Consider the following 23,789-nt stretch of genomic DNA (forward strand, 5'->3'; position numbering starts at 1 on the left):
TGGCGTGCGCCTAAGGCATTTCGACGACCCGTTTACCTAAATTATCCCCATTAAGTAAACCAATCAGCGCTGGCGCAACGCTATCCAGTCCGCCGGAAATTTTATCAAGCTTCCACGCGAGGCGTTTTTGAACGATAAGCGGCCGCATAAATTGTTGAAAGGCATCCCAGTAACGCAAGTAGTCGGGCACGACAAAAGGGTGACCCGCGACGTTTTTTTGCCTTAGCTGTGCAAAGTTATCAGGGCTTTTACGCGGATTAAGGGTCTGATACTGGCTTACTAACCCACACAGCACAATGCGTCCGTTAGTGGCCATTGAGTCAATCGCTGCCGTGAAGGCGCTCCCCCCGACATTTTCAAAGTTAAGCGTAATTCCAAAAGGCGCGGCGTCATGTAGCTGCTCGATATAATCCGGGCTGCGGTGGTTGAGTACGCTCTGAAAGCCTCTGTCATGCAGCCAGGCGCGCTTGTCGGCCCGCCCGGCCGTGACGATGACGTTTGCCCCCTGGCGCTGCGCAAGCTGCGCCGCGATAGAACCCACCGCGCCCGCGGCGGCGCTGACCAGCACGGTATCTTGAGCAGTAGGCTGCCCCAAGCGTTGCATACCTACCCAGGCGGTAAACCCTGTCATTCCCAATGGATGCAGGTAGGCTTCTGGATCGCTACCCTCCGGAACAGGGATCAGCTGCTGCCCGTCAGAAGCAACGATCTCCTGCATGGGAAGGTGACCTACGACGAAATCGCCGCGCTTGAAAGAAGGCCCGTTGCTGGCAATCACTTCGGCCAACGTCCAGCCGGACAACGGGCTACCGGCGGCCCAGCGCTCTATATAGTCGTACCCGGCTGGCTGCATACGTGTACGCATATACGGATCAACGCTGATATAGCGGGGTTTTAACAGTAACTGTGGCGTGTCGGGCAGGCTAATCAATGTCTTTTGGATATGCTCAGGGCGCAACTCTCCCGCAGGTAAGAGTGCAAGCCTTAAGCCTATGGTGGTTTTTGTAGATGCGGTCATGGCTATCCGTTCATTAAATTAATAGCGTTAACGTTACCGCGAATAAAAGCCCAAGGCGTATTTAAGGCGTGTTTAAAAAGTCGTGTTCATAACATTATGACGGGGAGATGATAGGCAAAGAGAGCAGGTGCCCGCCACCCAAGGGTGGCGGGTAACCGCTAGAAGTAGCGTTACAAGTACTTCAGCAGCTTTTGCAGCCTGTTCATATCGGCGGAGTCACCGACAAGGCGTACCTCGCCGTTGAGCATTCCGTCGAGGAAGGCCTGCTGCGTTGGTTTCCTGAGGATACGTAACGCGGCGTCTTGATCGCGAAAGCGTAACTCAAGATCCAAATCGACCGGCAAGCCTTTACCTGAAGTGATGCCTTTCGGTGTCATTCGGTAGTAACGGGCGACGGTTAAGTCTTCCGTGGCAATACCCCAGTCTAGGCCGCGCATTCGTTCAAGCTGTTCACGAAAGCGCGGCTTGCGGCGCAGGGCGCGTTTGAGCATAAAGCTCAGCAGCCACAGCGTCAGCTTGAGCTTCATTAGGAAACGGCGTCCTTAAGCGCTTTACCCGGCTTGAATGCCACGTTTTTGCTCGCCGGAATTTGTAGAGGAGCGCCCGTTTGTGGGTTTTTACCGGTGCGCGCTGCACGCTCACGAACGGTAAAGGTACCAAAACCAATCAAAGCCACATCTTCGCCTTTCGCGACGCTGTTGGTGATTTCATCCAGAATGACGTTCAGGACCTGGCCTGCTTTGTCTTTGGAGAGATCGGCACTTTCAGCGATGGCGGCAGCGAGTTCAGGTTTGCGCATAAGGAATTCCCCTCATTAAAATTAAGTATAAAGTGTAGCGGTGTTATTAAAAACGCCACCCAGGCTGGGTTAGCTTATCTAGCCTAGTCGTGAACGCGGTGAAAATCAGCCCAGTAGCGCAGGTGCGGCTCTGGAAAGCTCCACTTTCCGTCTCACGCAGCCCCCTGTCAACGCAAAACCGACTAAATTCCCGTCTTTATCTTCACCAAGCGCGCTCATGTCGCCCCCTTCGCCCTCAATTCGCCAGCGTTCGGGTGGGGTAAGCGGTGGGTAGGCCACCACCGGCAATAGCGGTGTTTTAACGATAACGGGCCAGGCGCCGAAGCTTACCGGGGTTGGCGTGCCGGAAAGCGTTGCCGCCAGCGCCTTGGCACAGGCTTGTAGCGGCTGGACATACATGGCGTTGATGCTGTCGATACAGGCAACGTCTCCCAAGGCATAGATATACGGATTTGAGGTGCGCAGGTAGCGGTCTACCTGAATACCCTGGTCAGAGACGGCAAGCCCTGCCGTTTTGGCTAACCCCGTTCTTGGGGCAAGGCCGGTGGCCAGTAAAACAATGTCAGCGTTGATGACCGCGTTATTATCCAGTGTCAGCCTGACGCTGCTGCCCTCGCCCACGTCGATATCCTTAAGCGTGCGGCCAAGCGCCAACTGGATACCTGCTTCGCCAAAGGCTTCGCCCAGTGCAACACCAAGCGGCTCAGGCAGGAGTCTGGGCAGCGGCGTGGCTTCCGGCGCAATCAGGCTTATCTGATGGCCGCCTGCGTGCAGGTCATTGGCGAATTCGCAGCCCACCAGACCCGCGCCGATAATGGCAATGCGCGCAGGACGCTCATGCAGAGCAGTGTAGAATCGCCGGTAGTCATCCAGATCGTTAATAACAAAAAAGTGCTGGGACACGCTTGCTGGAATGGCAAACGGTGCCCGGGGCTCGGCTCCGGTGGCAAGCACCAGGATATCGTAGGTCAGCGTTTGTCCATTGCTAAGTCTAAGCGTTTGGGTGTCTGCAGATACCTGCTCTACCGGGGTATAGGCCATGACCTGGATATTAAGCTCTTCAGCAAGGCCGGTGGCTGACTGCCTAGCCAGCTGGTCGGGCTTCAGCCCTTTCGCAAAGCCGGTCGAGAGAAGCGGTTTGCTGTAATCATCGCCGCTGTCGGCACTGACCAGCGTGATGCTGCGCTGATCGCCCAGACGGCGTAACGCTCGGGCAAGCCCAATGCCTGCCATTCCCGTGCCAATAATGATCAGCTCGGCGTGGGTGGTGGTGGAGTCAACCGTATGTGATGCAGGCATGCCATCCCCAAATAGTCAGTGCAACAAAAGCTAATAAGACCACCATGTTACACTACCCACTCTGTTTTTTTGCCAAGGAGCACTCGGTGGCGACTTCCTCTTTTCGGCAAGCACACGCTTTCCCTGTTTGGCAGCCCATGGCCGCGCTGCGCCCTGCCATGAGTGCTTCTTGGTGGCAGTGGGTGGCTTCTACCGATTCGTTAACCGCCCGCCTGATGGCAGCAGGGGGTGAAAAGCCGTTTCGTGTGCGGCTTTTACGCCAAGGCGTCGCCATGCCCCAGCCAGACGAGGCACAGGCCTTGGGGCTCGCGTTACGTCATTATGCCTGGCTACGTGAGGTGGCACTTTGCGTGAGCGATACGCCCTGGGTAGTGGCTCGCTCGGTGGCGCCTCTGACACAGTTACAGGGGCAGCATCTGGAGCAGTTGGGCGAGCGCTCGCTGGGTAGCTGGCTCTTTCGTCAGCCTGATTTGATCCGCGGCCCGCTTGAGGCCACCGCCTGTGCTCCACGCTTTGCTTACCCAACGGATGCCGAGAGCCTTTGGGGGCGGCGTTCCGTATTTCAGCATGCCGGGCTTTCACTGCTCGTGCAGGAGTACTTTTTATCCTCTATGGCTGATGATCTTCGCCTGCCTTCGCGGTAGGCTTGCTCGGCATCTCTTCTTTTCGTGAGGTAAGCATGGATCGTTCTTTGTTGCGGCCAACCGGGTGGGCGCGATTGGCAGATTTTTTACACTTGATGCGCCTGGACCGCCCCATTGGTACCTGGCTATTGATGTGGCCGACTCTATGGGCGCTCTGGGTGGCGGCGGAAGGTGTGCCGGGCCGTAACGTACTGCTTATTTTTGTGGCCGGTGTGTATGTAATGCGCGCCGCTGGCTGTGTGGTGAACGATTATGCCGACCGGCATTTTGATGGCCACGTAAAGCGCACCAAAAATCGCCCGCTGGCAACCGGACGTATCAGCGAAACCGAAGCCCAGCTGCTGTTTATCGGCCTAGTGGCGGTCGCGTTTATTTTAGTGTTGCTCACCAACTGGTTTACGGTGCTCTTATCGCTGGGTGGGGTCGTATTGGCGTTTATCTATCCGTTTATGAAGCGCTATACCCATTTTCCTCAGGTGGTGCTTGGGGCGGCTTTTTCCTGGGCGATCCCCATGGCGTTTGGCGCCGTATTAGGACATGTGCCGCTGGATGCCTGGCTGCTGTTTTTTGCCAACGTGCTCTGGACGGTGGCCTACGATACCCAGTACGCCATGGTTGATCGTGATGATGATTTGAAAATCGGCATTAAATCAACGGCAGTGCTTTTTGGTGACGCAGATCGTCTGATCATTGGCTTGTTGCAGATCGCCACGCTCGCGCTTTTGGCCTGGGTCGGCGTGCGCGTCGGGTTAGGCGGCTTTTTCTGGCTGGGACTTGCCGGTATGGCAGCGACATTTGTCCATCAGCAGCGCCTGATTCGCCATCGTGAGCGTGACCCGTGCTTCCAGGCATTTTTGAATAACCACTGGGCTGGGCTGCTCATTTTTGCAGGCATTGCGCTTAGCGAATGGCCGGTTGTGGGGTAAGCCTGCCCAGCGCGATTAATGCTTGTCATAGAAGTGTCATCAAGTCATGGTGTTATTGTCACTGAGATGTCATTGAATTTCCTTCTTTGAACACCGTGAGGCCCTGGGATGACCGCCAAGACCGTTTTGATTGTCGATGATGAAGCGTCTATTCGCGAGATGATCGCCGTAGCGCTGGAAATGGCGGACTATCGCGTGCTTGAAGCGGATAACGCCCAGGATGCCCACGCGCTGGTGGTTGATCATCAGCCCGATTTGCTACTGCTTGATTGGATGATGCCGGGCACCAGCGGTATTGAGCTGGCAAGGCGCTTGAAGCGTGAAGAAGCGACGGCTGAACTGCCCATTATTATGCTCACCGCCAAAGGCGAAGAGGATAATAAGATTCAGGGGCTTGAATCGGGTGCGGATGATTACATTACCAAACCTTTTTCACCGCGCGAGCTGGTAGCACGCCTGAAAGCCGTACTGCGTCGCGCCACGCCACGCGGCGTGGAAGACCCGATCGAAATTAACGGACTGCTGCTGGATCCGGTTAGCCACCGCGTTAGCGCTCACGGTAAGGCGCTTGAAATGGGGCCTACCGAATACCGCCTGCTGCAGTTCTTTATGACCCATCAGGAGCGGGCTTACACACGCAGCCAGCTGCTGGATCAGGTGTGGGGCGGCAATGTCTACGTTGAGGAGCGCACCGTGGATGTCCATATACGGCGCTTGCGTAAAGCATTGGGCGAAGTGCATCAGAACCTGATCCAGACGGTACGGGGTACCGGTTATCGCTTCTCTGCCCGGGTCTAATCGTGCGCCTGTGGAGCCGTGAACTGTGGCGCATTGCCTGGTTAGCGACCATTGGGGTTTGCCTGGGATGGCTATTGGGTTCGGCAGGGCTGGGGTTATCGGCCGGATTGGCCGTCTGCCTGTTCTACCATCTACGTCAGCTACGCGTGCTGTTTCAGTGGCTCACCCTCAATCCGCATAATGAACCGCCCGCAGCCAGTGGCATGTGGGGGGATCTGCTTGATCGTCTTTATCGCTATCAAAAAAGCCAGCGTATCACCCAGGGACGATTACGGGCGACGCTGGCACGTATTCAGGAATCCTCTGAGGCCATGCGTGACAGCGTAGTCATGCTTGACCGGCACGGCGATCTTGAGTGGTGGAACAGCGCCGCAACGAAGATGCTGGGCCTGCAGACGGCGCATGATCGTGGTCAGCACATTACCAATCTACTGCGTGATCCGGACTTTATCAGCTACTTCAATGCACGCAACTATAGCGAGCCGTTAACCCTGACCTCGCCGATTGATGAGCGTAGCGTCCTGCAATACCAGATTACTCTCTACGGTGACGATGAGCGCTTGGTCATGGCGCGGGATATCACCCGCTTACATCGTCTTGAGCAAATGCGCCGCGATTTCGTCGCTAATGTTTCCCACGAACTGCGCACCCCGTTGACCGTTCTTTTGGGCTATCTGGAAACCTATGGCGACCTGGCCGACCAGCTTCCGCCCCGCTTAGGCCGGGGCATTGAGAAGATGCAGGAACAGGCCCAGCGTATGCAGAATCTGGTAAATGACCTGCTGCTGTTATCGCGCTTGGAGATTGATCAGGGTGGCGAAGATCATCAGCCGCTATCTATTGAGCGCCTTCTGAATAGCGTTTGTCAGGATGCACTCGCTCTATCGCACCACCAGCATAGCGTGCGTGTCGAGATTGAAAACGATGCGGGGCTGATAGGTAGCGAACAGGAAATCCGTAGCGCCATTTCTAACCTGGCCTTTAATGGCGTGCGCTATACGCCGCCAGGCAGCCAGATTACCCTGCGCTGGATGGCGCTGTCGAACGGCGATGCCTGCATAGAAGTCGAGGATAATGGCCAGGGAATCGATCCCGTGCATATCCCCCGGCTAACCGAGCGTTTTTATCGCGTTGATAAAGGCCGTAGTACCACCACGGGCGGCACGGGGCTAGGACTTGCCATCGTCAAGCACGTATTGCTGCGCCACGATGCCCAGCTTCAAGTCGAGTCACATCCTGGAGAAGGTTCTCTATTCCGCTGTGTTTTCCCCGCCGTTCGATTAGCCGCACTTTAAAGCCAGTTTCCCTGCCTTTTAACAATACTTGTACAAATGTGTCACGCTGTCAGATAACTATGGTCAAAGGTTACTCATGTGCCATTTTTAGCCAGTATATGACCGGTTAAGTCGGTGAAGCAAAAGCTATTCTGGCACATCATTTTTTAAATAAATAATTGTTTTTTAACAAATATTTTTTTTATTGGCATTTTTGGCATCAGTTCTGCAATATACTGGGCAAGGAAGACTACCGCAGGAAATGGTAAGCCAGGATGGCGCTTCCTTGAAATTATGCGGTATCAAACAGCGATCTAGGAGACGGAATATGATGTCCAAGGAACTACTCAAGAAAGCTGGTATTTTAGGTGTAACGTTCGGTCTGATGGCAAGCCCTTTTGCGTTTGCTCAAGAGCCAGCTAACCCAAGCGGTAATATTTCTCCAGATGAGCAGCCGGTTGAATCTCAATCACACGGTTCTTCACAAGCAGGCTCGTCTGACTACGATCAAAACGATCTGATTCACGAAGAAGGCGATAACGCAGCGCATAACGATGGCGCAATGGGTTCCACGCACTCTGGCACTCATACCGAGAATGACGCAATGGGCTCTGGCCCGACTGGCGAAACCTCGGGTGGCGATACCTCTTTTGAGTCTGACGATTTACCTAAAGAGAACAGTTCAGTCACCACTGAACAGTAAGAGTTGTAATGATTTTATAGGCGCTCAGGATGAGCTAGCACGGGATAAGGATTTCCCACTGCATGGATGACCACTGATTCAAGGAATGAATCAAGCGACAATCAGAACGTTAGTCAGGGTAAATTCCAAGGTTGGAGTCCCGCAAAAGGATAGGAAGCTAGCGTTAGATATTGTCCATAGGTACAAGATCAAGACCCTGCCACGGCGGGGTCTAATCTTTTGTGGGAAAAAATATTGTGTTGAAAATGAAATTTGTTGCTCTGTTTTGACGTTTTAGATAACTGCCAGTCTGGTTGTGATGGGCTAATCACTTAGTTTTTTTAGAACCAAATGCCATGCGACTACACAGTGTGCCACTTTGGTTGAATAACAAAGACGCATGTGTCAGTATTGCGCAACATATTAGCGTGCTATCTATTTGTGCAGCGGTGTTTGGTGTGCAATGTTTGTTGAGCATATGACTGATATTTAAAACTAATATTTGTATATGACATTGTTGGCATCTTTGATGCAATAAAATAGATGAGAGCGATAGCCGTTAGATGATTAGCTAGGCATTAGCTATCAACCCTATAAGCGGTATTCATGTTATCAGGAGTAAGTCATGTTATTTAAAGCAATGGTAAAAAAAGTAGGTATCTTCAGTGTTTCTTTGGGCCTTATCGCAAGCCCGTTGGCATTTGCGCATAGCTCTATCGAGTTAAACAAAGATCGCGCTGTCGGTGAGATCTCTCACCAGTCGGAGTCCACCCGTACGTCTGAGTCAGCCACTTACTCTGCGAACGAGCTGAACCACGGTGACCGCGATCGTATGAACACTAACTACACGCCGACTAGCCATCAAGAGAGTGATCGTCAAAACACTAACTCGTACAAAGCGTCTGATTTGACGCGCGACGAAGGCGACAGCACTGATTGGTAAGCCTTTTCTACCCTAAGTTAATAAAAGCCTAGGGTAGTAAGCAATAAAGGTAGTAAGAAAAAATTAGTAAGCATAAAAAACCCCGCTCACGCGGGGTTTTTGCGTTTCAGAACTAACCACTTGGCTATGCAGGGCCTTGGTACGTCAGTTCGCGAGCCGTGCGGTAGTGTTGGTCCCACATCAATACGGCGCCTGCCACTGCGCCTGGAATCAAAAAGAGATTGGCCAGCGGTATCCAGGTGATCAGGGTTATCAAGCCGCCATAACTAAGGCTTTGCCACCAGCGCTTGGAAAGACGTTGACGCATATCCTTGAAGGCGACCTTATTATTATCCATGGGATAGTCTAAATAGGTAATGGCCATTACCCATGCTGAAAATAGCCCCCATAGCAGAGGCGCAAAAAGATTCAGTCCCGGAATCCAGCTGACAATAAACAGTGCAATGGCGCGCGGAGCGATATAGCCCAGCTTAATCAATTCGCGGCCTATGGCATCAATAGCCGTTTTTGCCAGGCCACGATCATCCAGCGGTACTCTTCCAGTGGCCTGAATTTCCACTTTCGCCGCTAGAAAGCCGTAAAAAGGCGCCGCGATAAGGTGAGTGATCAAGGTAAAGGTAAAGAACACCACGGCGAGCAAGCTAATCATGAAAAGCGGCCAGATCAGCCAGGAGAGCCAGTCAAGCCAGGTAGGTACCAAGCTCATCCAGTGATCCAGCCAGCCGGAAAAGCGATTGACCACAACGCCTAACATGGCGCCATAAACAAGGATATTGACGAGGATAGGCAGGAAAATATATCGCCGCAGACCCTTTTGATAGACCAGGCGCGTGCCCTGCTTAAGCGCTGTTATCGCATCCAACATGTCACTCATTCCTCATAAACGCAGACGTCCAGGCTGGTGTCAGCCCAGACGTATTGCAAGAGGAAATGCCTCGGGGGTCAAGGCTTTTTCGTTACCTTCTGATCGACGGTGCCCAGGTCGCTATGGCGAATATCGAGCCCTTTGACGAGATACACCACGTACTCCGCCAGGTTGTCGGCATGGTCACCAACGCGCTCCAGTGCGCGCAGTACCCACATAATGCTGAGTATTGAGCTAATCGAGCGTGAATCTTCCATCATGAAGGTCATTAGCGAGCGCATAGCACTGCCGTACTCATCATCGACCGACTCGTCTTCGCGCACAACCTGCATGGCCAGGTCGGTATCGAAACGGGCAAAGGCTGTCAGTGCATCGCGCAGCATTTTGCGTACGTGCTCGCTGATATGACGAACCTCGATCAACCCACGAACCGGGCTGCTGTTTTCGCTGAGCAGTAGCGCATTGCGGGCAATTTTACTCGCCTCATCGCCGATACGCTCAAGGTCCGAGGTCGCGCGGATCACGGCGAGCACCAAGCGTAAATCCGACGCTGCCGGCTGACGGCGTGCCAATACGCGGGTGCACTCTTCATCGATTTGCAACTGCAGATCGTTAACCTGGCGATCGTTGTCACGCACTTTTTCAGCTAAGCGGGTGTCACCTTCAAGCAACGCGTGGACGGCGTCTTGCACCTGCTTTTCCACCAGCCCGCCCATGGTCATCAGGTGGGTTTTCAACTCTTCCAGCTCTTGGTTGAACTGGCGTGAGATATGCTGGCTGTGGGTATCGCTCGTAATATCCATTGAGCACTCCTGCGATAGGGTCGGTTAGGCCTGGACTATTGTTTTCAAGTCATGCGGCCAGTGATGTAGTTTTCGGTGCGTTGTAAGCGCGGGTTAGTGAAGACTTGATCGGTAGGGCCATACTCAACAAGTTCGCCATTGTGTAAAAAAGCGGTGTAGTCGGATACCCGGGCGGCCTGCTGCATATTGTGGGTTACAAGAACAAGCGTAAGCTGCGATTTAAGATTACGGATCAATTCCTCGATCTTTAGCGTTGAAATCGGATCAAGCGCTGATGCTGGCTCATCGAGTAGCAGCACATCGGGCTGGACGGCTAGCGTCCGGGCGATCACCAAACGCTGCTGCTGGCCGCCTGAAAGCTGCCACGCTGAACGGTGCAGACGATCTTTTACCTCGTCCCACAGCGCCGCTGAGGTAAGTGCCCACTCGATGATGTCATCACGCTGCCGTTTGGGCAGGCGGTGTTGTAAACGCAAGCCAAAGGCCACGTTTTCATAAATCGACATGGGAAACGGGTTAGGGGTTTGAAACACCATCCCCACCCGGCGGCGCAGCTCGGTCACGTTCATCTGCGGGGCGTAGATATCCTGCCCTTCAAGCTGAATATGCCCACTATGCGCTACGCTCTCATTAAGATCGTGCAGCCGGTTAATGGCGCGCAGCAGGGTGGACTTACCACAGCCTGACGGACCAATAAATGCCGTTACCCGGTGGCGCGGTACGCTCAGCGTTAAGTCACGCAGGGCCGATTTCCCCGCATAAGTGAGGTTAAACTGGTCGATGCTCAGGGCGCAGTGTTCGGACGAAAAGTGCGTCACCGGCGCCTGAGAGGCAGTGGCTGAATCTAATGACGCTAGCATTCGCTTCCTCGTTGGCGCCTGAAATAATGACGCAGAAATATGGCAGTTAGATTAAGCACCAGCACAATGAGCACTAAAAGAAGTGCCGTGGCGTACACCAGTGGTATCGCGGCCTGCACATCCTCGCCATGAAAGGCGGTATCAAATAGATGATAGCCAAGATGCATGAACTTGCGCTCTAGATGTAAATAAGGGAATTCACCGTCCACGGGCATTTGTGGGGCCAGTTTGGCGACGCCCACAAGCATCAGCGGCGCCACTTCGCCGGCCGCACGGGCAACCGCGAGGATAACCCCGGTCAGCATGGCGGGTATGGCCATGGGCAGCACAATGCGCACCAGCATTTCCAGGCGCGTGGCGCCTAGCGCCACCGCCCCTTCTCGCTGGGCATCAGGAATACGTGCCAGCCCCTCTTCGGTCGCCACAATCACGACCGGTAGCGTTAACAATGCCAGGGTTAAAGATGCCCACAACAGGCCGCCGGTGCCAAAGGTAGGAGAGGGCAACGTATCGCTGAAAAACCAGCTATCGAGCGTGCCGCCAATACCGTATACGAAAACGCCCAGGCCAAAAACGCCGTACACAATCGACGGTACGCCGGCCAGGTTGCGTACCCCAATACGCACCAGGCGGGTTAAACGGTTCTGATGAGCGATTTCATTGAGATAGATGGCCGCCAGCACCCCAAAAGGGGTCACGATCACTGACATTAAAATGACCATCAGTACGGTGCCAAAAATAGCTGGCCAGACACCACCGCCCGTATTGGCGGCACGCGGACCCTGGCTCAAGAACTGCCAGACGTTACGGCTCCAGGTATGTATTTTCTGCCACCAGGACATGGCGTTAGGCGCCAGCGCCTGGCTGAAATTGCTCAGCGGTTGACGCAGCGTCTGACCATCGGAGGTTACCAGCAGAAGCTCGGCATCAGGCCGTTCCGCCTGGGGCAGGGCGAGCGCCTGAGTTAGATAACGCCATGCCTGGTCTTCACGGAGCAACTGCCCGCCCGTTTCCACACCGGCTAAGCGGCCGATAAAATCACCCCACGGGTTACGCTCCAGGCGAATCAGGTCGCTTGGTGTGCTGCGTGAGGCGATGTCGTCCAGATTTACCCAGCGCCAGCTGGCCCCGTCGATATCGCGGTTAGCCGTAAAATAAAGCCGCTCAAAGCCGTCTGCCTGGGGAAGCGGGGCCTCGCGGGTCGGCTGCCCTGCGACGCTATCGCCTGAGCGCAGGGTAATTTCTTCAAGCGTGGCGGGCCAAAAATGACCTAATCCGCGTACCACCAAAAGCGCTAACAAGGCCGCTAACATTAAAAGTGATAAAGCGACGCTAGCGGCACATAACCATGGCCAGAGTGCGTCCATCAGGCGTCGGCGAGGCGTATCTGAGAAGCGGCTCATTAATGGCGCCCCGCTTTATGATAACGGCGTCGCATGCGTGAACGGACTACCTCAGCCAGGGTATTAACCAAAAACGTAAAGATAAACAGCACCAGAGCAGCAAGTATCAAATGGTGGTAGGTAAGCCCGCCGGGCGAGGCTTCGGGAAGCTCAATGGCAATGGCAGCCGCCATGGAGCGCATGCCTTCAAAAGGGCTGACACTCAACAACGCCATGTTGCCGCTGGCCATCAGCACAATCATGGTTTCCCCGACAGCACGCCCCGCCCCAATCATTACCGCTGAGAAAATGCCGGGGCCTGCGGCCGGTAAGGCAACTTTCCAGAGCGCCTGCCAGCGGCTGGCGCCCAGTGCTTGGGCACCCTCCATTAAACTGGTCGGCACATCGGCTAAAGCATCCTCCGCCAGGGCGTAGATGCTGGGTATGACGGCAAATCCCATGGCGATGCCCACAATCAGCGCGTTGCGGGTGGCATAATCCATTCCCCAATGCTGCTCAAGCAGGCGGCGCAAGTCACCGCCTAACAAAAACTGCTCGAGCAGGGGCGCAAACCACAGCGCCAAAAGCACCATGCACACGAGCCAGGGCAAAAGCCACAGGCCAGCCCATGAAAGGGGCAGCCACTTACGCCAGCGCGATGCGGCCATGTGCCAGAGAACACCTGCCAAGCCCGCGCTGATAGGTAACCAGATTAACAGCGCCAGGGTGCTGGCCAGATGACGCTCTACCCAGGGGGCAAGCACTAAACCGGCAATAAACCCCACCACCACGCCGGGTATCGCTTCCATCATTTCAAGCGCTGGCTTAACGCGGCTGCGTAGGCGAGCCGACATAAATAGAGCCGAATACATCGCGGCTCCCAGGGCTATCGGCAGGGCAAATAGCATGGCAGCCAGAGCGGCTTTTAACGTTCCCCAGGCCAGCGGCGAGAGTTTGCTGAAGGCAAACGTTTGATCCCATGCCAGCAGAGGCAACGTTTCCCAAATGAGAAACACGCCGATCGCCAAAATCGCCAGCAATACACCAATGCCGCCGGCAGTAATCAGACCGGTGGCTATACGGTTTTTTAACTGGCGTAGCGGCTGGCGAGAAACAGCAGCGCGAGGTGGGGTCATATCAACATCATAAGAGAGCCGGGGCCGTCATGAAGAGGGTTTGCATGGTGAATTCTCCTTACTCTAAGTCATTTTTATGACAATTAGATGATAGTTACCTACCAGGTACGCTGAGCATCTATATCGTCATCGGGAAGCGGCACAAACCCCGCTGCGCGGGCAATGCGCTGGCCTTCCTCGGATAAAATAAGTGCTAGTAGTGCTTGATCAGCCGGAGGTAGCGAATCGCCGGGCGGTAAATTAACGTACAGGTACAGGTCGCGCGATAGCGGGTACTCGCTGCGCTGAATGGCCTGCTCGCTAGGCGCAATTTCAGCGCCTTCCTGAGTAATCAGGCTTAGCGCATGAACCATGGGCGTCAGGTGGTTATAGCCTGCATAGCCCATGGCGTTGGGGGATTCTCCCACCGAGGCAACCACCGCTGAGGAGCCAGGATGCTCGCTGATATCGGGCCTGAAATTGCCGCCGCAAAGCACTTCGGCCTGAAATAACCCGTGGGTGCCCGAGGCTAAATTACGTCCATGCAGGGCGATGCTTCCATACGGCCAGTCACGTGTGGTGGCCAATTCGTCCCAGCGTCTTATTGGAGCTTCGGCGCCACACGCCTGGTCCGTAGAGAAAATAGCGTCGGCCTGCTTACGCGTGATGGCTCCTAACGGGTTATGCCGGTGCACGACCAGAATCAGTGCGTCTTTCGCCACTCTGAGTTCCAGCGGCGGATAGCCATAGCGGTCGATAAACGCCTGACGTTCGCCAGCATACATTGGGCGTGACATAAGCCCCAGTCGGGTAGTACCTGCCGTTAATGCGGGCGGTACGCTGGCCGACCCCGTGGCTTGAAACTGCAAGTTAACCTCAGGGTAGCGGGCGGTGAGTGACTCGCCCCAGCGCAACATTAGCCCGGCCATGGTGTCAGAGCCAATAACGCCCAGCGTGCCGCTAATCGGTTGAGGTTGCCCCCAGACCGCTGATGCGCATAGCATTAGCGCCATGGCGAGCGTTAAACGCAGACGCGGCTTCTTGCCCGACGATAAACCGATACGCTTCAAACGTGTTTCCTCTTATGATTAACTAGCGTTTTTATATTGCAATGCAGCAATAGCACAACAATAACCTTATTAAGCGACCAACTAATGACACTTTTAGAAACCGACCTGGACGATGTCCCCGCGCCTCAAGGACAGCTCACCCTAAAATTACTGGCTTCTCGACAGGATACCAACCTTTACGGCGATATTTCGGGCGGGTGGCTGGTCAATCATATGGATCAGGCGGCAGAACTGGCGGCAGGGCGTGAAGCTGGCGGGCGAACATCGACAGTGGCGATTGAGTCGATGGATTTTTTAAGCCCGGTACGCGTTGGCTCGATGGTGAGTATTTATACCCAGGTAAAAGAGATTGGCCACAGCTCGCTTAAAATTGATGTGGAAGTCTGGGTGCGCCCGCCTCTGGGACGACGTCTTGAAGAGCGCCAAAAGGTGACCGAAGCGCGATTCGTGATGGTGGCACTGGACGACAATGGGCGTATTCGCGCCGTTCACAGCTGATATTCTGTCTAGCTATTATCCGTTTTAACCATCAGCCGTCCTAACGATCAGGGGCGCCGAAGCGCCCCTGGTTCATGCAAAGGTTTTTATCCAAACGTCATCAGTCGATAACGCTTAGCCGCCCACTTCATCGCGGCCTTTCAGGTAGGCATATTCGCCGATATCACTGAACGGACGAATAACCTTCTGGAAGGCAGAGTAGGACTCATAAACGCGACGTGAGTCTTCGTCGTTTTCGACCTGATTCTGAATCACTTGCTGCGATGACTCATAAAGGGCCTGGATCACATCTTCAGGGAACTCGCGCAGCTCAACACCGTGCTCATCCACCAGTGTTTCAAGTGCTTGGGCGTTGCGGAAGGCGAACTCGGTGTACATGGCCAGGTTGGAGGCGCGTGCTGCTTCGCGGATAACGTCCTGGAGATCTTCCGGCAGGGCGTTCCAGGCATCCAGGTTGATCATGGTCTCGACGGTAGCCGTTGGCTCGTTCCACACCGTGGTGTAGTAGTAGTCGGCGACCTGATGCAGACCAAACGCCATATCGTTGTAAGGCCCTACCCAGTCGGCAGCATCCAGCACGCCGGTTTGCAGCGAAGTGAAAATCTCAGACCCCGGCATGTTAACGGTGCTGACACCAATGCCGTTCATGGCTTCACCGGCAAGGCCTGGCAGGCGTAGTTTAAGCCCCTGCATATCGGCTAGCGAGTTGATCTCTTTTTTGAACCAGCCCGCCATCTGGGGGCCTGTGTTGCCCACGGCAAACGGTTTGAGATTATGCTTGGCATAAATCTCATCCCACAGCTCCTGGCCACCACCGTGATACAGCCACGCATTCATCTCGGTGGTGGTCATGCCGAAAGGCACGGCCGTAAAGAACTGTGAAGCGGCTAGCTTGCCGCGCCAGTAATAAGGCGTGGAGTGGCCGATTTCAGCCGTTCCGGCGGCAACCGCATCAAACACTTCCAGGGCGGGCACCAGCTCGCCTGCACCGTGAACGCGAATCTGCATACGGCCGTTGGAAAGCTGCTCGACGCGCTTGGCAAAATCGTTAGCACCGGTACCCAGCGCTGGGAAGTTTTTCGGCCAGGACGTAACCATGTCCCAGGTATAGGTCTCTTGCGCGTGGGCGCTGGTTACGAAAGGTGCGGCGGCGACACCGGCGGCACCCAGGCCGGCGGTTTTCAGGAATTGGCGGCGTTGCATGGCGGGCTTAACTCCGAGAAAGTATGATTTTTGTGTAATTGCACGTGAGCGCAAGTTTCCGCTCGTCAGTATGCGCTAATCCGGTTTTATTGGGCAACCTGCCGATTCATTTCCCTTAATGCGCGCGCTATAGCGGGATTAGTTTGGCAAACCCCAGCACTAGCCATTTAACGCCAACACCCTCAAAGCTGACCTGTACGCGTGCGCGGGCGCCTTCGCCCTCGGCGTTAAGAATCACCCCTTCGCCAAATACCGGGTGGCCTACGCGCTGACCCACATGCAGGGTCGGCAGGTCGCCATCGCCTTCAACACGCTGCTGAGCAAAGCTTGTGCGCGCCGCCGTCACCGGGCGCGAAATATGTCCGCGTAAGCGGACCTCTTCCAGCAGATGCGGGGGTAGTTCGCGCAAAAAGCGTGAGGGGCGGGGGAAGACTTCTTTGCCGTGCATGCGACGGGTTTCCGCATGGGTCAGGTAAAGCTTTTGCATGGCGCGGGTAACGCCCACGTAGCAAAGCCTGCGCTCCTCTTCGAGCCGCCCTGGCTCTTCAATCGACATTTTATGTGGGAACAGCCCCTCTTCGACGCCGGCAATAAATACTACCGGAAACTCCAGACCCTTGGCTGAGTGAAGCGTCATCAGCTGCACACTATCTTCGAACTCCTCGGCCTCATGGTCGCCCGCATTAAGCGCCGCTTCGGAAAGAAAGGCTTCAAGCGCGGCCATGCCTTCACCCGCCTCCGGCATTTCAAACGCATCGCCCTGGGTAAAGGCGCGGGCGGCGGTCACCAGTTCTTCAAGGTTTTCGACCCGTGCTTGGCCTTTTTCGCCGCGCTCGCTTTTATGGTGCTCAATCAGCCCGGTGTGCTCGTTGACGTGGTCGATAATCTCGTAAAGCGTAAGGCCCGCGGCATCGTTGTCGAGCTGTTCTATCAGGTTGGCGAAGTTCTGCACGGCGTTGCCCGCGCGGCCTTTCAGCGTGCCATCGCCTAACGCGTCGTGCAGCGCCTGCCACAGCGAGACGCTCCCGAGCCGGGCGCGGTGGCGCAGGATTTCGACGGTGCGGGTGCCAATACCGCGCGTGGGTACGTTGATAACACGCTCCAGTGAAGCGTCGTCATCGCGGTTGAGCAGCAGGCGTAGGTAGGCCAGGGCGTTCTTGATTTCCAGGCGCTCATAGAAGCGGTGTCCGCCGTAAATACGGTAGGGCATCCCCTGGCGGATCAGGGTTTCTTCCAATAGCCGCGACTGGGCGTTGGAGCGGTAAAGAATCGCGATATCGCGCCGGTTGAAGCCTTCGTCGACCTTTTCCTTGATGGTATCGACGATATAGCGCGCTTCTTCCAGATCGTTAAATCCGGCGTATACCGAAATGGGCTCGCCTTCGACGCCGTCGGTCCATAGGTTTTTACCCAGCCGCTCGCTGTTATGACTGATCAGCGCATTGGCGGCATCCAGAATGGCGCTGGTCGAGCGGTAGTTCTGCTCAAGGCGTACCGTATGGGTTTCCGGAAACTCTTCTTCAAAGCGGCGAATATTTTCGACCTTGGCCCCGCGCCAGCCGTAGATGGACTGATCATCGTCGCCGACGGCGGTCATGGGGGTCTGCATGCCGGTGAGCAGTTTGAGCCAGGCGTACTGCAGCGTATTGGTATCCTGAAACTCATCCACCAGCACGTGGCCAAAGCGCTCACGGTAGTGGTTTAAAAGCGCTGGATTATCGCGCAGAAGCTCCAGGCTTCTTAGCAGCAGCTCGCCGAAATCCACCAGGCCGCCGCGCTCGCAGGTCAGCTGGTAGCGCTCGTAAAGCTCGACCATCTGGGCCAGATAGGCATCGCCATCCACATTGACCTGATGTGGGCGCAGGCCTTCTTCCTTGCAGCCGCTGATAAACCCCTGCACCTGACGCGGCGGGAAGCGCTCATCGTCGATGGAGTAATCTTTAAGCAGGCGCTTGACCAGGCGAAGCTGGTCATCGGAATCGATAATCTGGAAGTTTTGCGGAAGCCGCGCATCCTGCCAGTGAGTCCGCAGCAGGCGGTGGGCAATCGAGTGGAACGTGCCCACCCAGACATGGCGTAACGAAATGCCCTGCAGCGCTTCAAGGCGCGTGCGCATTTCGCGGGCGGCTTTGTTGGTAAAGGTGACCGCCAGCAGCGCGTAGGGCGATAAGCCTTCTGCATGCATCAGCCAGGCGATCCGGTGCACCAGTACGCGGGTTTTACCGGAACCGGCACCGGCCAGCACGAGAAGGTTACCCTGCGGGGCACTGACTGCCTCACGCTGAGCGGTGTTGAGCTGATCGAGTATCGCCGTGACGTCGTCCATAAAAGCCGCTGCCGGATCGAAAATGGGCGCCTAGTTTAGCACAGCAAACACACTGGCTGTGTATACAGGCGTCGGCGACAAAAATTAGTTGTCTTCGGGGTAGCGCAGCGTATTCAGGCTTTTCTTCACGGCTTTAAGCTGTTCAGCCAGTTTGGGCCCACGGGTTTTGGCAACCCCCACGGCTAGTACATCGATCAACACCAGGTGGGCAATCCGCGAACTCAGCGGCGTGTAGATTTCGGTATCTTCATGAACGTCGATATACAGAGGCAGACTAACTTCTTCCGCCAAGGGCGAACCGCTGGGGCATAGCCCAATCACCGTGGCACCCGCTTCGCGGGCCAGACGCACGCTGGCCACCAGCGCTTTGGTGCGCCCCGTTTGTGAAATGGCCACCACCACGTCGCCCTCTTTAAGGGTCACGGCCGACATATTCTGCATATGCGGGTCAGCGTAGGCGGAGGTGGATATCTGCAAACGGAAAAACTTGTGCTGGGCATCAAAAGCGACTGCGCCTGAGGCGCCAAAACCGTAAAACTCGACCCGATTGGCCATGGCCAGCGCATTCACCGCGCGGCCCAAGGCGTCGTTATCCAGCCGGTCACGCACAGAAAGCAGCGTGCCGACGGTGGAGTCGAAAATGCTGTGGGAAAATTCAGCGACGGAGTCGCTATCGTTCATCGAGAACTGAGCAAACTGGCTGCCGGAGGCCAGCATTTGCGCTAACTGCAGCTTGAAATCCTGAAAGCCGTTACAGCCCAGGGCGCGGCAGAAGCGCACCACGGTGGGTTCGCTGACGCCTGCTTCCGTCGCGAGGTCCACAATCCGCATATGGATGACCTCATCAGGATTACGCAGAACAAACCGCGCTACCTTTTGTTCGGAGCGACGAAAGTGCTCCATGCGGCGTCTCATCTCATCGAACAGGGCGCGACTCACATTTAGCTCCTCGGTTATCCAGTGCGCTGATCTCACTACATGCGCTTTGCTGTATTAAACAGCATTTTCGACAGTATGCCTGAGTGACGGCATAAATGGGCAATGAAACGCCGACTTAGCCGTGCGTTTAAATGGCGTTAAGCAAATTCGTCAACTTTCGTCATCATTTTGTCAAGTAAGGTATAGTAAGAAGTGAAGTGCCGCACTGCATCATTTAACAGTCGTCACGGATGCAGGTGGACGAAGGCATATTCACCTGGAGGCACGTCGATTATGAGAAACGTCGAACGAATCACCTCGGTTAAGAGCGAACTGCTGGATATTTTTATGAGCATGGAGGTGGATGAACATGCTCAGCGTCAACGGAGTGCCGCTCAACGCAACTTACGAGCGCGTCGAGGGATTGAGCTACATCGGGAATTTCAGAAACTGTATCGGGATATCGCCCCCCTGCCGGAAGAAGATGAGCGGCAAGAAGGCGAATTGCACTAGCTTGATAGATCGTTAGCTATTGACTAGCGTGCGGCCCCACCGTTTGGCGGGGCACGCCATTTTAGTTTACTTAAATGAGACCCGTCAGGAAGACGACGATCACGCCGAGTGGCGCCACGTATTTGGCGAGTAGATTCCACAGCGTGAAATCGTAGATATCCAAACGCAGCTCCTTGCGCGCTTCTTCTTTATCCAGGCAGATCGAGAAGAAGATGATCGCGCCCAGACCCGTCAACGGCAGCAAGATTTTGCTGGTGAAGGTGTCGAGGAAGTCGAAGATATTGAGGCCGAAGAGCAGTACATCGGACCATACGTTAAACGACAGCAGCGCCGCCACGCCCAATACCCACACCGCAATACCGCTTACCAGCGTTGATCCTGTGCGGCTTAACGGGGTGCGCTCTTCCAGCGTTTCAACTACTGGCTCAAGCAGCGAAATAGCCGACGTCAGCGCGGCAAATGTCAGCAGCAGGAAGAACATCAAGCCTAAAATCGTGCCGCCCGACATATTGCCGAAGGCAAGGGGCAGCGTTACGAAAATCAGTCCTGGACCTTCACTGGCGCTTAAGCCATTGGCGAATACGATCGGGAAGATTGCCAGACCCGCGAGCAGGGCGATGGCCGTATCGAGGATAATAACGGTACGGGCAGTGCTGATCAGGTTGACGTCTTCACCAAGGTAAGAGCCATACGCCATCATGATGCCCATACCCAGCGAGAGCGTGAAGAAAGCCTGGCCCATCGCCGCCAGTACAACACCACCGTCTAGCGCTTCCCAGTCAGGGCTGAACATAAAGCTCAGCGCTTCACCGAAGTAGCCACTGGCCATGCCGTAGCCGACCAGAACTAACAGCAGCACCACCAGCGCAGGCATCAGAATACGTGACGCTGCCTCAAGCCCCTTGGTCACACCGCGTGCCACGATACCCACTACCAGCACCATGAACGCGCTATGCCAGAGCAGTAGCGTTGTAGGACTGCCCAGCAAATTAGTAAAGATAGCGCCAACCGCATCGGCGTCCTGGCCGTTAAACGTACCGATCACCGAACCTAGCGTATAGTTCAGCGACCAACCGCCGATGACGCTGTAGAAGGACAGAATCAGAAACGCGGCCAGAACGCCGCTGATACCAATGGTTGCCCAAGCCCGAGAGCGCCCGTGGCTGTTTGCCAGGTCGGCCATGGTGTTGATTGGATTCTTCTGGCCGCGACGGCCAATCATCCATTCCGCTACCAAAATCGGCAGACCTACCAGCGTGACACACGCCAGATAGACAAGCACGAAGGCGGCACCGCCACTTTCGCCTGTCATATAAGAGAAGCGCCAGATGTTCCCCAAGCCTACTGCCGATCCTGCGGCAGCCAGCACAAAGCCCATACGAGATGACCATTGTGCATGTGCAAGCTTTGCCATACATCACCTACTAGTTAGTTAAATTGTAATAAGCCGCTATGCGCCCCATTTACGCATGTTCGATAAGCCCAACCCTCTCGCTTATCGAAAGTATGCGCAATTTATCCGATCAGGAGGGCCCGTGCCAGTTAGGTTAAATTAACATTAGGTTAAAACAGTTGGTTTTGCGTCTCGCCGGGAAAGGCATTAAGCGGTGGCAGGCAGGTGAGTTCGCCCAGCGCATTGTAGAGCGTTCGGGCCATGTCAGGGGACTCGAGGTTGTCGGCAGTATGCACAAATAAGAAAGGGGTTTTCCCCTGACTTATCCACAGCTTTAGCTGGGCTTTCCAAGGCGCGAAGTAGCCCGTATTAATCGTTTTGTCAATATGGCCAATAAAGCGAATGACCGGAAAATTACCTGTGGAAAGCACGTGTAGCGGGAGTTTCGGCTTTTCCTGTTGGGCATGAGCAAGGCCCAAGTGGCCATTAGCCGGTGTAGAAAAGACCGGCCGCACGTCCAGCATCACCCGATTGGCACAATAAGTTATCAACAATTGGTTAAGGGCTTTTTCAGCCGCGCCTTTGTGGAAAAAGTCGGGGTGACGGACCTCGACGGCACATGGTAAATGCCCGGGCCAGCCCTTTAATAACGCTTCTAGTTGAGGAAGTTCGTTAGGGCCAAAGTCACGCGGTAATTGAACCATGGTAGGACCCAACCGGTCATGAAGCGGCGTCAACGCGGTTAGAAAACCCCACACATCGTCGAGATTGGTCAACCGCTGATCGTGAGTAACGCTTGCCGGCAGTTTAAAGCAGAAACGAAAGTGAGCAGGTGCCTGGCGAGCCCAGGCGGCAATCGTCTCCGCTTTCGGCGCGCCGCTATAAAACGTCGTATTGCCCTCTACGCTTGAGAACACGCTGGCATAGTCGCTCAGCAGATCACTCTTGGCGTGGCGAGCATAAAGGCTGCCTTGCCAGTCCTGATTCGCCCACATCGGCAGGCCAAGGTAGAGAGGAAGGGTCATGGGGCCACTAACCTTGATGCATTTATAAAGCGTACTAATGTAGCATGGGTTAAATGCTTTGACGTGACGAATAACTAACCGGTAGACAAGGAAACTGCATGACGACTACACCGCGTGTATTAGTACTCAATGGGCCTAATCTTAATTTGCTTGGCACTCGTCAGCCGGAAATCTACGGTAAGGAAACGCTTGATGACATCATCAACCGTTTACGCACCCAGGCGTTAATGGCTCAGTGGGAGCTTGCGGCATTGCAGAGTAACCATGTAGGGGAGCTCATTGATGCCATCCACGCCGCTCGATTAGACGGTACGCTGGCGATTATTATTAACCCTGCGGCCTACTCGCATACGTCAGTAGCGCTATTGGATGCTTTGAATACATTTGATGGGAAAGTAATTGAGGTCCACCTTTCCAATATTCATAAACGCGAGGCGTTCCGTCACCACTCCTATATATCTCAGCGTGCTGACGGCGTTATTGCCGGTTTAGGAAGCTTGGGCTATCAGGCTGCTTTAAACGCTATCGTGGCTACTCTAAAAATTGATTAAGCCGCTGGCTCCATAACGGATAAACCGGCGTGGAGCCATCAAATAAATAACTATTAATTAACGTTTAAGCGTATTTGAGCAGCTTTCTTTTGCATGATGGGCAGATAAACACCTAATAGCGTATCCATATCCACTCTAGCGGCATTGGTACTGACGTTAATCGCACCTATCAAGTGATGCTTGGCGTCGTATGCGGGCACCGCTAAAGAGCGTAAACCTGGATCAAGCTCCTGGTCTGCGACGGCATAACCCTGCTGCCTAGCCACTATTATCTGGTTTCTTAACTCATCGATATCAGTAATTGTTTTATCGGTATATCTTGTTAAATCAACCTTGGATAAGTAGCTTTCCAGCTCCTCATTGTCGAGTTGAGCGAGCAGTATACGACCCAACGAAGTATGCGCTGCTGGCAGTCGGGTACCCACCGAAAGCGTAATCGCCATCAAGCGATGCTTTGCAGCTGAACGCGCCACGTAAATAACATCCTCGCCATCTAACACACCCAAGGAAGAAGACTCGCCAATTTCATTTGTAATATCTTCCAAGTACTGTTGTATGACACCGCGATAATTATTGGCAGATAGAAAAGCATAGCCAAGGTGCAGCACGCGTGGTGCTAACTCAAAATAACGATGCTGTTTACGTACATATCCTAGTGAATGAAGTGTCAGCAGAAAGCGCCTTGCTTTTGCTCGATTCATTCCTGTTCGTGTCGCTACTTCGCTCAGGGTCATGCGAGGATGCTCAGAGTCAAAGGCACGGATTACCTCTAACCCGCTGGCAAGCGCTGTGACAAAATCCCGACTCTCGGGACCCAGAATATCTTCATGCATAGTTTTTCCTATCCATTCTGCCAATGCTTTGTATTAATCAGTAGCGATACT

25 protein-coding genes are annotated in these 23,789 nt (G+C 54.6%); 9 read left to right on the top strand and 16 right to left on the bottom strand.

Translation table 11 applies throughout. From position 1 onward, the window contains the following. Positions 1 to 10: 10 nt before the first annotated feature. The 4 genes from D467_RS19325 to D467_RS0115640 all read right to left on the bottom strand — a co-directional run bounded on the left by D467_RS19325 (position 11) and on the right by D467_RS0115640 (position 3,116). Positions 11 to 1,018 (bottom strand): MDR family NADP-dependent oxidoreductase, encoded by a 1,008-nt coding sequence (locus D467_RS19325; protein ID WP_018918474.1) that lies wholly within the window; start codon positions 1,016 to 1,018, stop codon positions 11 to 13. A gap of 170 nt (positions 1,019 to 1,188) precedes the next feature. Next, positions 1,189 to 1,545: a hypothetical protein gene (locus D467_RS0115630; protein WP_018918475.1), complete on the bottom strand. Its 357-nt coding sequence runs from the start codon at positions 1,543 to 1,545 to the stop codon at positions 1,189 to 1,191. Beyond that, positions 1,545 to 1,817 carry an HU family DNA-binding protein gene (locus D467_RS0115635; protein ID WP_018918476.1) on the bottom strand — a complete coding sequence of 91 codons (273 nt, stop codon included), beginning with the start codon at positions 1,815 to 1,817 and terminating at the stop codon, positions 1,545 to 1,547. The genes D467_RS0115630 and D467_RS0115635 overlap by 1 nt, the downstream gene beginning before the upstream one ends. 105 nt (positions 1,818 to 1,922) lie before the next feature. After that, positions 1,923 to 3,116, bottom strand: a complete 1,194-nt coding sequence (locus D467_RS0115640; protein WP_018918477.1) for an NAD(P)/FAD-dependent oxidoreductase — start codon at positions 3,114 to 3,116, stop codon at positions 1,923 to 1,925. An 86-nt stretch (positions 3,117 to 3,202) separates the two neighbouring features. Between D467_RS0115640 and D467_RS0115645 the strand changes: the two genes are divergently transcribed. The 6 genes from D467_RS0115645 (at position 3,203) to D467_RS19330 (ending at position 8,383) form a co-directional block, all read left to right on the top strand. Beyond that, entirely contained in the window at positions 3,203 to 3,760 is a 558-nt protein-coding gene (locus tag D467_RS0115645) for a chorismate--pyruvate lyase family protein (protein WP_018918478.1), read from the top strand. 35 nt (positions 3,761 to 3,795) lie between these two features. Next, complete coding sequence (ubiA, locus tag D467_RS0115650) at positions 3,796 to 4,686, top strand: 4-hydroxybenzoate octaprenyltransferase (RefSeq protein ID WP_018918479.1); 891 nt, start codon at positions 3,796 to 3,798, stop codon at positions 4,684 to 4,686. 108 nt (positions 4,687 to 4,794) lie between these two features. Next, the gene (phoB, locus tag D467_RS0115655) at positions 4,795 to 5,484 is read left to right on the top strand and encodes a phosphate regulon transcriptional regulator PhoB (protein ID WP_018918480.1); all 690 of its coding nucleotides are present in this window, start codon (positions 4,795 to 4,797) and stop codon (positions 5,482 to 5,484) included. 2 nt (positions 5,485 to 5,486) lie between these two features. Next, positions 5,487 to 6,779 carry a phosphate regulon sensor histidine kinase PhoR gene (gene phoR, locus D467_RS0115660; RefSeq protein WP_018918481.1) on the top strand — a complete coding sequence of 431 codons (1,293 nt, stop codon included), beginning with the start codon at positions 5,487 to 5,489 and terminating at the stop codon, positions 6,777 to 6,779. 307 nt (positions 6,780 to 7,086) lie between these two features. Continuing rightward, the gene (locus D467_RS0115665) at positions 7,087 to 7,461 is read left to right on the top strand and encodes a hypothetical protein (RefSeq protein WP_018918482.1); all 375 of its coding nucleotides are present in this window, start codon (positions 7,087 to 7,089) and stop codon (positions 7,459 to 7,461) included. Between the two features lie 604 nt (positions 7,462 to 8,065). Next, positions 8,066 to 8,383 (top strand): hypothetical protein, encoded by a 318-nt coding sequence (locus D467_RS19330; protein ID WP_018918483.1) that lies wholly within the window; start codon positions 8,066 to 8,068, stop codon positions 8,381 to 8,383. A 124-nt stretch (positions 8,384 to 8,507) separates the two neighbouring features. On the opposite strand, the gene cysZ is transcribed toward D467_RS19330, so the two are convergent. From cysZ to D467_RS0115700, 6 genes are all read right to left on the bottom strand, one after another. Further along, the gene (gene cysZ / locus D467_RS0115675) at positions 8,508 to 9,248 is read right to left on the bottom strand and encodes a sulfate transporter CysZ (protein WP_018918484.1); all 741 of its coding nucleotides are present in this window, start codon (positions 9,246 to 9,248) and stop codon (positions 8,508 to 8,510) included. Between the two features lie 77 nt (positions 9,249 to 9,325). Continuing rightward, positions 9,326 to 10,051, bottom strand: coding sequence for a phosphate signaling complex protein PhoU (phoU, locus tag D467_RS0115680; RefSeq protein ID WP_018918485.1), 726 nt, complete (start codon positions 10,049 to 10,051; stop codon positions 9,326 to 9,328). A 44-nt stretch (positions 10,052 to 10,095) separates the two neighbouring features. Continuing rightward, a complete protein-coding gene (gene pstB / locus D467_RS0115685; RefSeq protein ID WP_018918486.1) occupies positions 10,096 to 10,911 on the bottom strand; it encodes a phosphate ABC transporter ATP-binding protein PstB in 816 nt (271 codons plus the stop codon). Then, the gene (pstA, locus tag D467_RS0115690) at positions 10,905 to 12,314 is read right to left on the bottom strand and encodes a phosphate ABC transporter permease PstA (protein ID WP_018918487.1); all 1,410 of its coding nucleotides are present in this window, start codon (positions 12,312 to 12,314) and stop codon (positions 10,905 to 10,907) included. The genes pstB and pstA overlap by 7 nt, the downstream gene beginning before the upstream one ends. After that, on the bottom strand, positions 12,314 to 13,429 hold the full coding sequence (locus tag D467_RS0115695; protein WP_018918488.1) for an ABC transporter permease subunit: 1,116 nt from the start codon (positions 13,427 to 13,429) through the stop codon (positions 12,314 to 12,316). The genes pstA and D467_RS0115695 overlap by 1 nt, the downstream gene beginning before the upstream one ends. Before the next feature lie 98 nt (positions 13,430 to 13,527). After that, positions 13,528 to 14,478, bottom strand: a complete 951-nt coding sequence (locus tag D467_RS0115700; RefSeq protein ID WP_018918489.1) for a substrate-binding domain-containing protein — start codon at positions 14,476 to 14,478, stop codon at positions 13,528 to 13,530. An 84-nt stretch (positions 14,479 to 14,562) separates the two neighbouring features. On the opposite strand from D467_RS0115700, the gene D467_RS0115705 reads away from it, so the two are divergent. Further along, positions 14,563 to 14,976, top strand: a complete 414-nt coding sequence (locus tag D467_RS0115705; protein WP_018918490.1) for an acyl-CoA thioesterase — start codon at positions 14,563 to 14,565, stop codon at positions 14,974 to 14,976. Positions 14,977 to 15,090: 114 nt separating this feature from the next. On the opposite strand, the gene D467_RS0115710 is transcribed toward D467_RS0115705, so the two are convergent. From D467_RS0115710 to hexR, 3 genes are all read right to left on the bottom strand, one after another. Continuing rightward, on the bottom strand, positions 15,091 to 16,179 hold the full coding sequence (locus D467_RS0115710) for a TRAP transporter substrate-binding protein (RefSeq protein ID WP_018918491.1): 1,089 nt from the start codon (positions 16,177 to 16,179) through the stop codon (positions 15,091 to 15,093). Positions 16,180 to 16,306: 127 nt separating this feature from the next. After that, positions 16,307 to 18,505, bottom strand: coding sequence for a DNA helicase II (gene uvrD, locus D467_RS0115715; RefSeq protein ID WP_018918492.1), 2,199 nt, complete (start codon positions 18,503 to 18,505; stop codon positions 16,307 to 16,309). 84 nt (positions 18,506 to 18,589) lie between these two features. Then, a complete protein-coding gene (gene hexR / locus D467_RS0115720) occupies positions 18,590 to 19,444 on the bottom strand; it encodes a transcriptional regulator HexR (protein WP_018918493.1) in 855 nt (284 codons plus the stop codon). 273 nt (positions 19,445 to 19,717) lie between these two features. Here hexR and D467_RS0115725 point away from each other — a divergent pair, with 273 nt between their 5' ends. Then, positions 19,718 to 19,936 (top strand): PA3496 family putative envelope integrity protein, encoded by a 219-nt coding sequence (locus D467_RS0115725; RefSeq protein ID WP_018918494.1) that lies wholly within the window; start codon positions 19,718 to 19,720, stop codon positions 19,934 to 19,936. Between the two features lie 70 nt (positions 19,937 to 20,006). Here D467_RS0115725 and D467_RS0115730 read toward each other — a convergent pair whose 3' ends face one another. Then, positions 20,007 to 21,350, bottom strand: coding sequence for a sodium-dependent transporter (locus D467_RS0115730; RefSeq protein ID WP_018918495.1), 1,344 nt, complete (start codon positions 21,348 to 21,350; stop codon positions 20,007 to 20,009). A gap of 149 nt (positions 21,351 to 21,499) precedes the next feature. After that, positions 21,500 to 22,354 carry a DUF72 domain-containing protein gene (locus D467_RS0115735; protein WP_018918496.1) on the bottom strand — a complete coding sequence of 285 codons (855 nt, stop codon included), beginning with the start codon at positions 22,352 to 22,354 and terminating at the stop codon, positions 21,500 to 21,502. A 98-nt stretch (positions 22,355 to 22,452) separates the two neighbouring features. Between D467_RS0115735 and aroQ the strand changes: the two genes are divergently transcribed. Then, complete coding sequence (gene aroQ / locus D467_RS0115740) at positions 22,453 to 22,905, top strand: type II 3-dehydroquinate dehydratase (protein ID WP_018918497.1); 453 nt, start codon at positions 22,453 to 22,455, stop codon at positions 22,903 to 22,905. 53 nt (positions 22,906 to 22,958) lie between these two features. Here aroQ and D467_RS0115745 read toward each other — a convergent pair whose 3' ends face one another. Beyond that, positions 22,959 to 23,738 carry an IclR family transcriptional regulator domain-containing protein gene (locus D467_RS0115745; RefSeq protein WP_018918498.1) on the bottom strand — a complete coding sequence of 260 codons (780 nt, stop codon included), beginning with the start codon at positions 23,736 to 23,738 and terminating at the stop codon, positions 22,959 to 22,961. Positions 23,739 to 23,789 lie beyond the last annotated feature (51 nt).

The organism is Vreelandella zhanjiangensis DSM 21076, assembly GCF_000377665.1.
Taxonomy (GTDB): Bacteria; Pseudomonadota; Gammaproteobacteria; order Pseudomonadales; family Halomonadaceae; genus Vreelandella; species Vreelandella zhanjiangensis.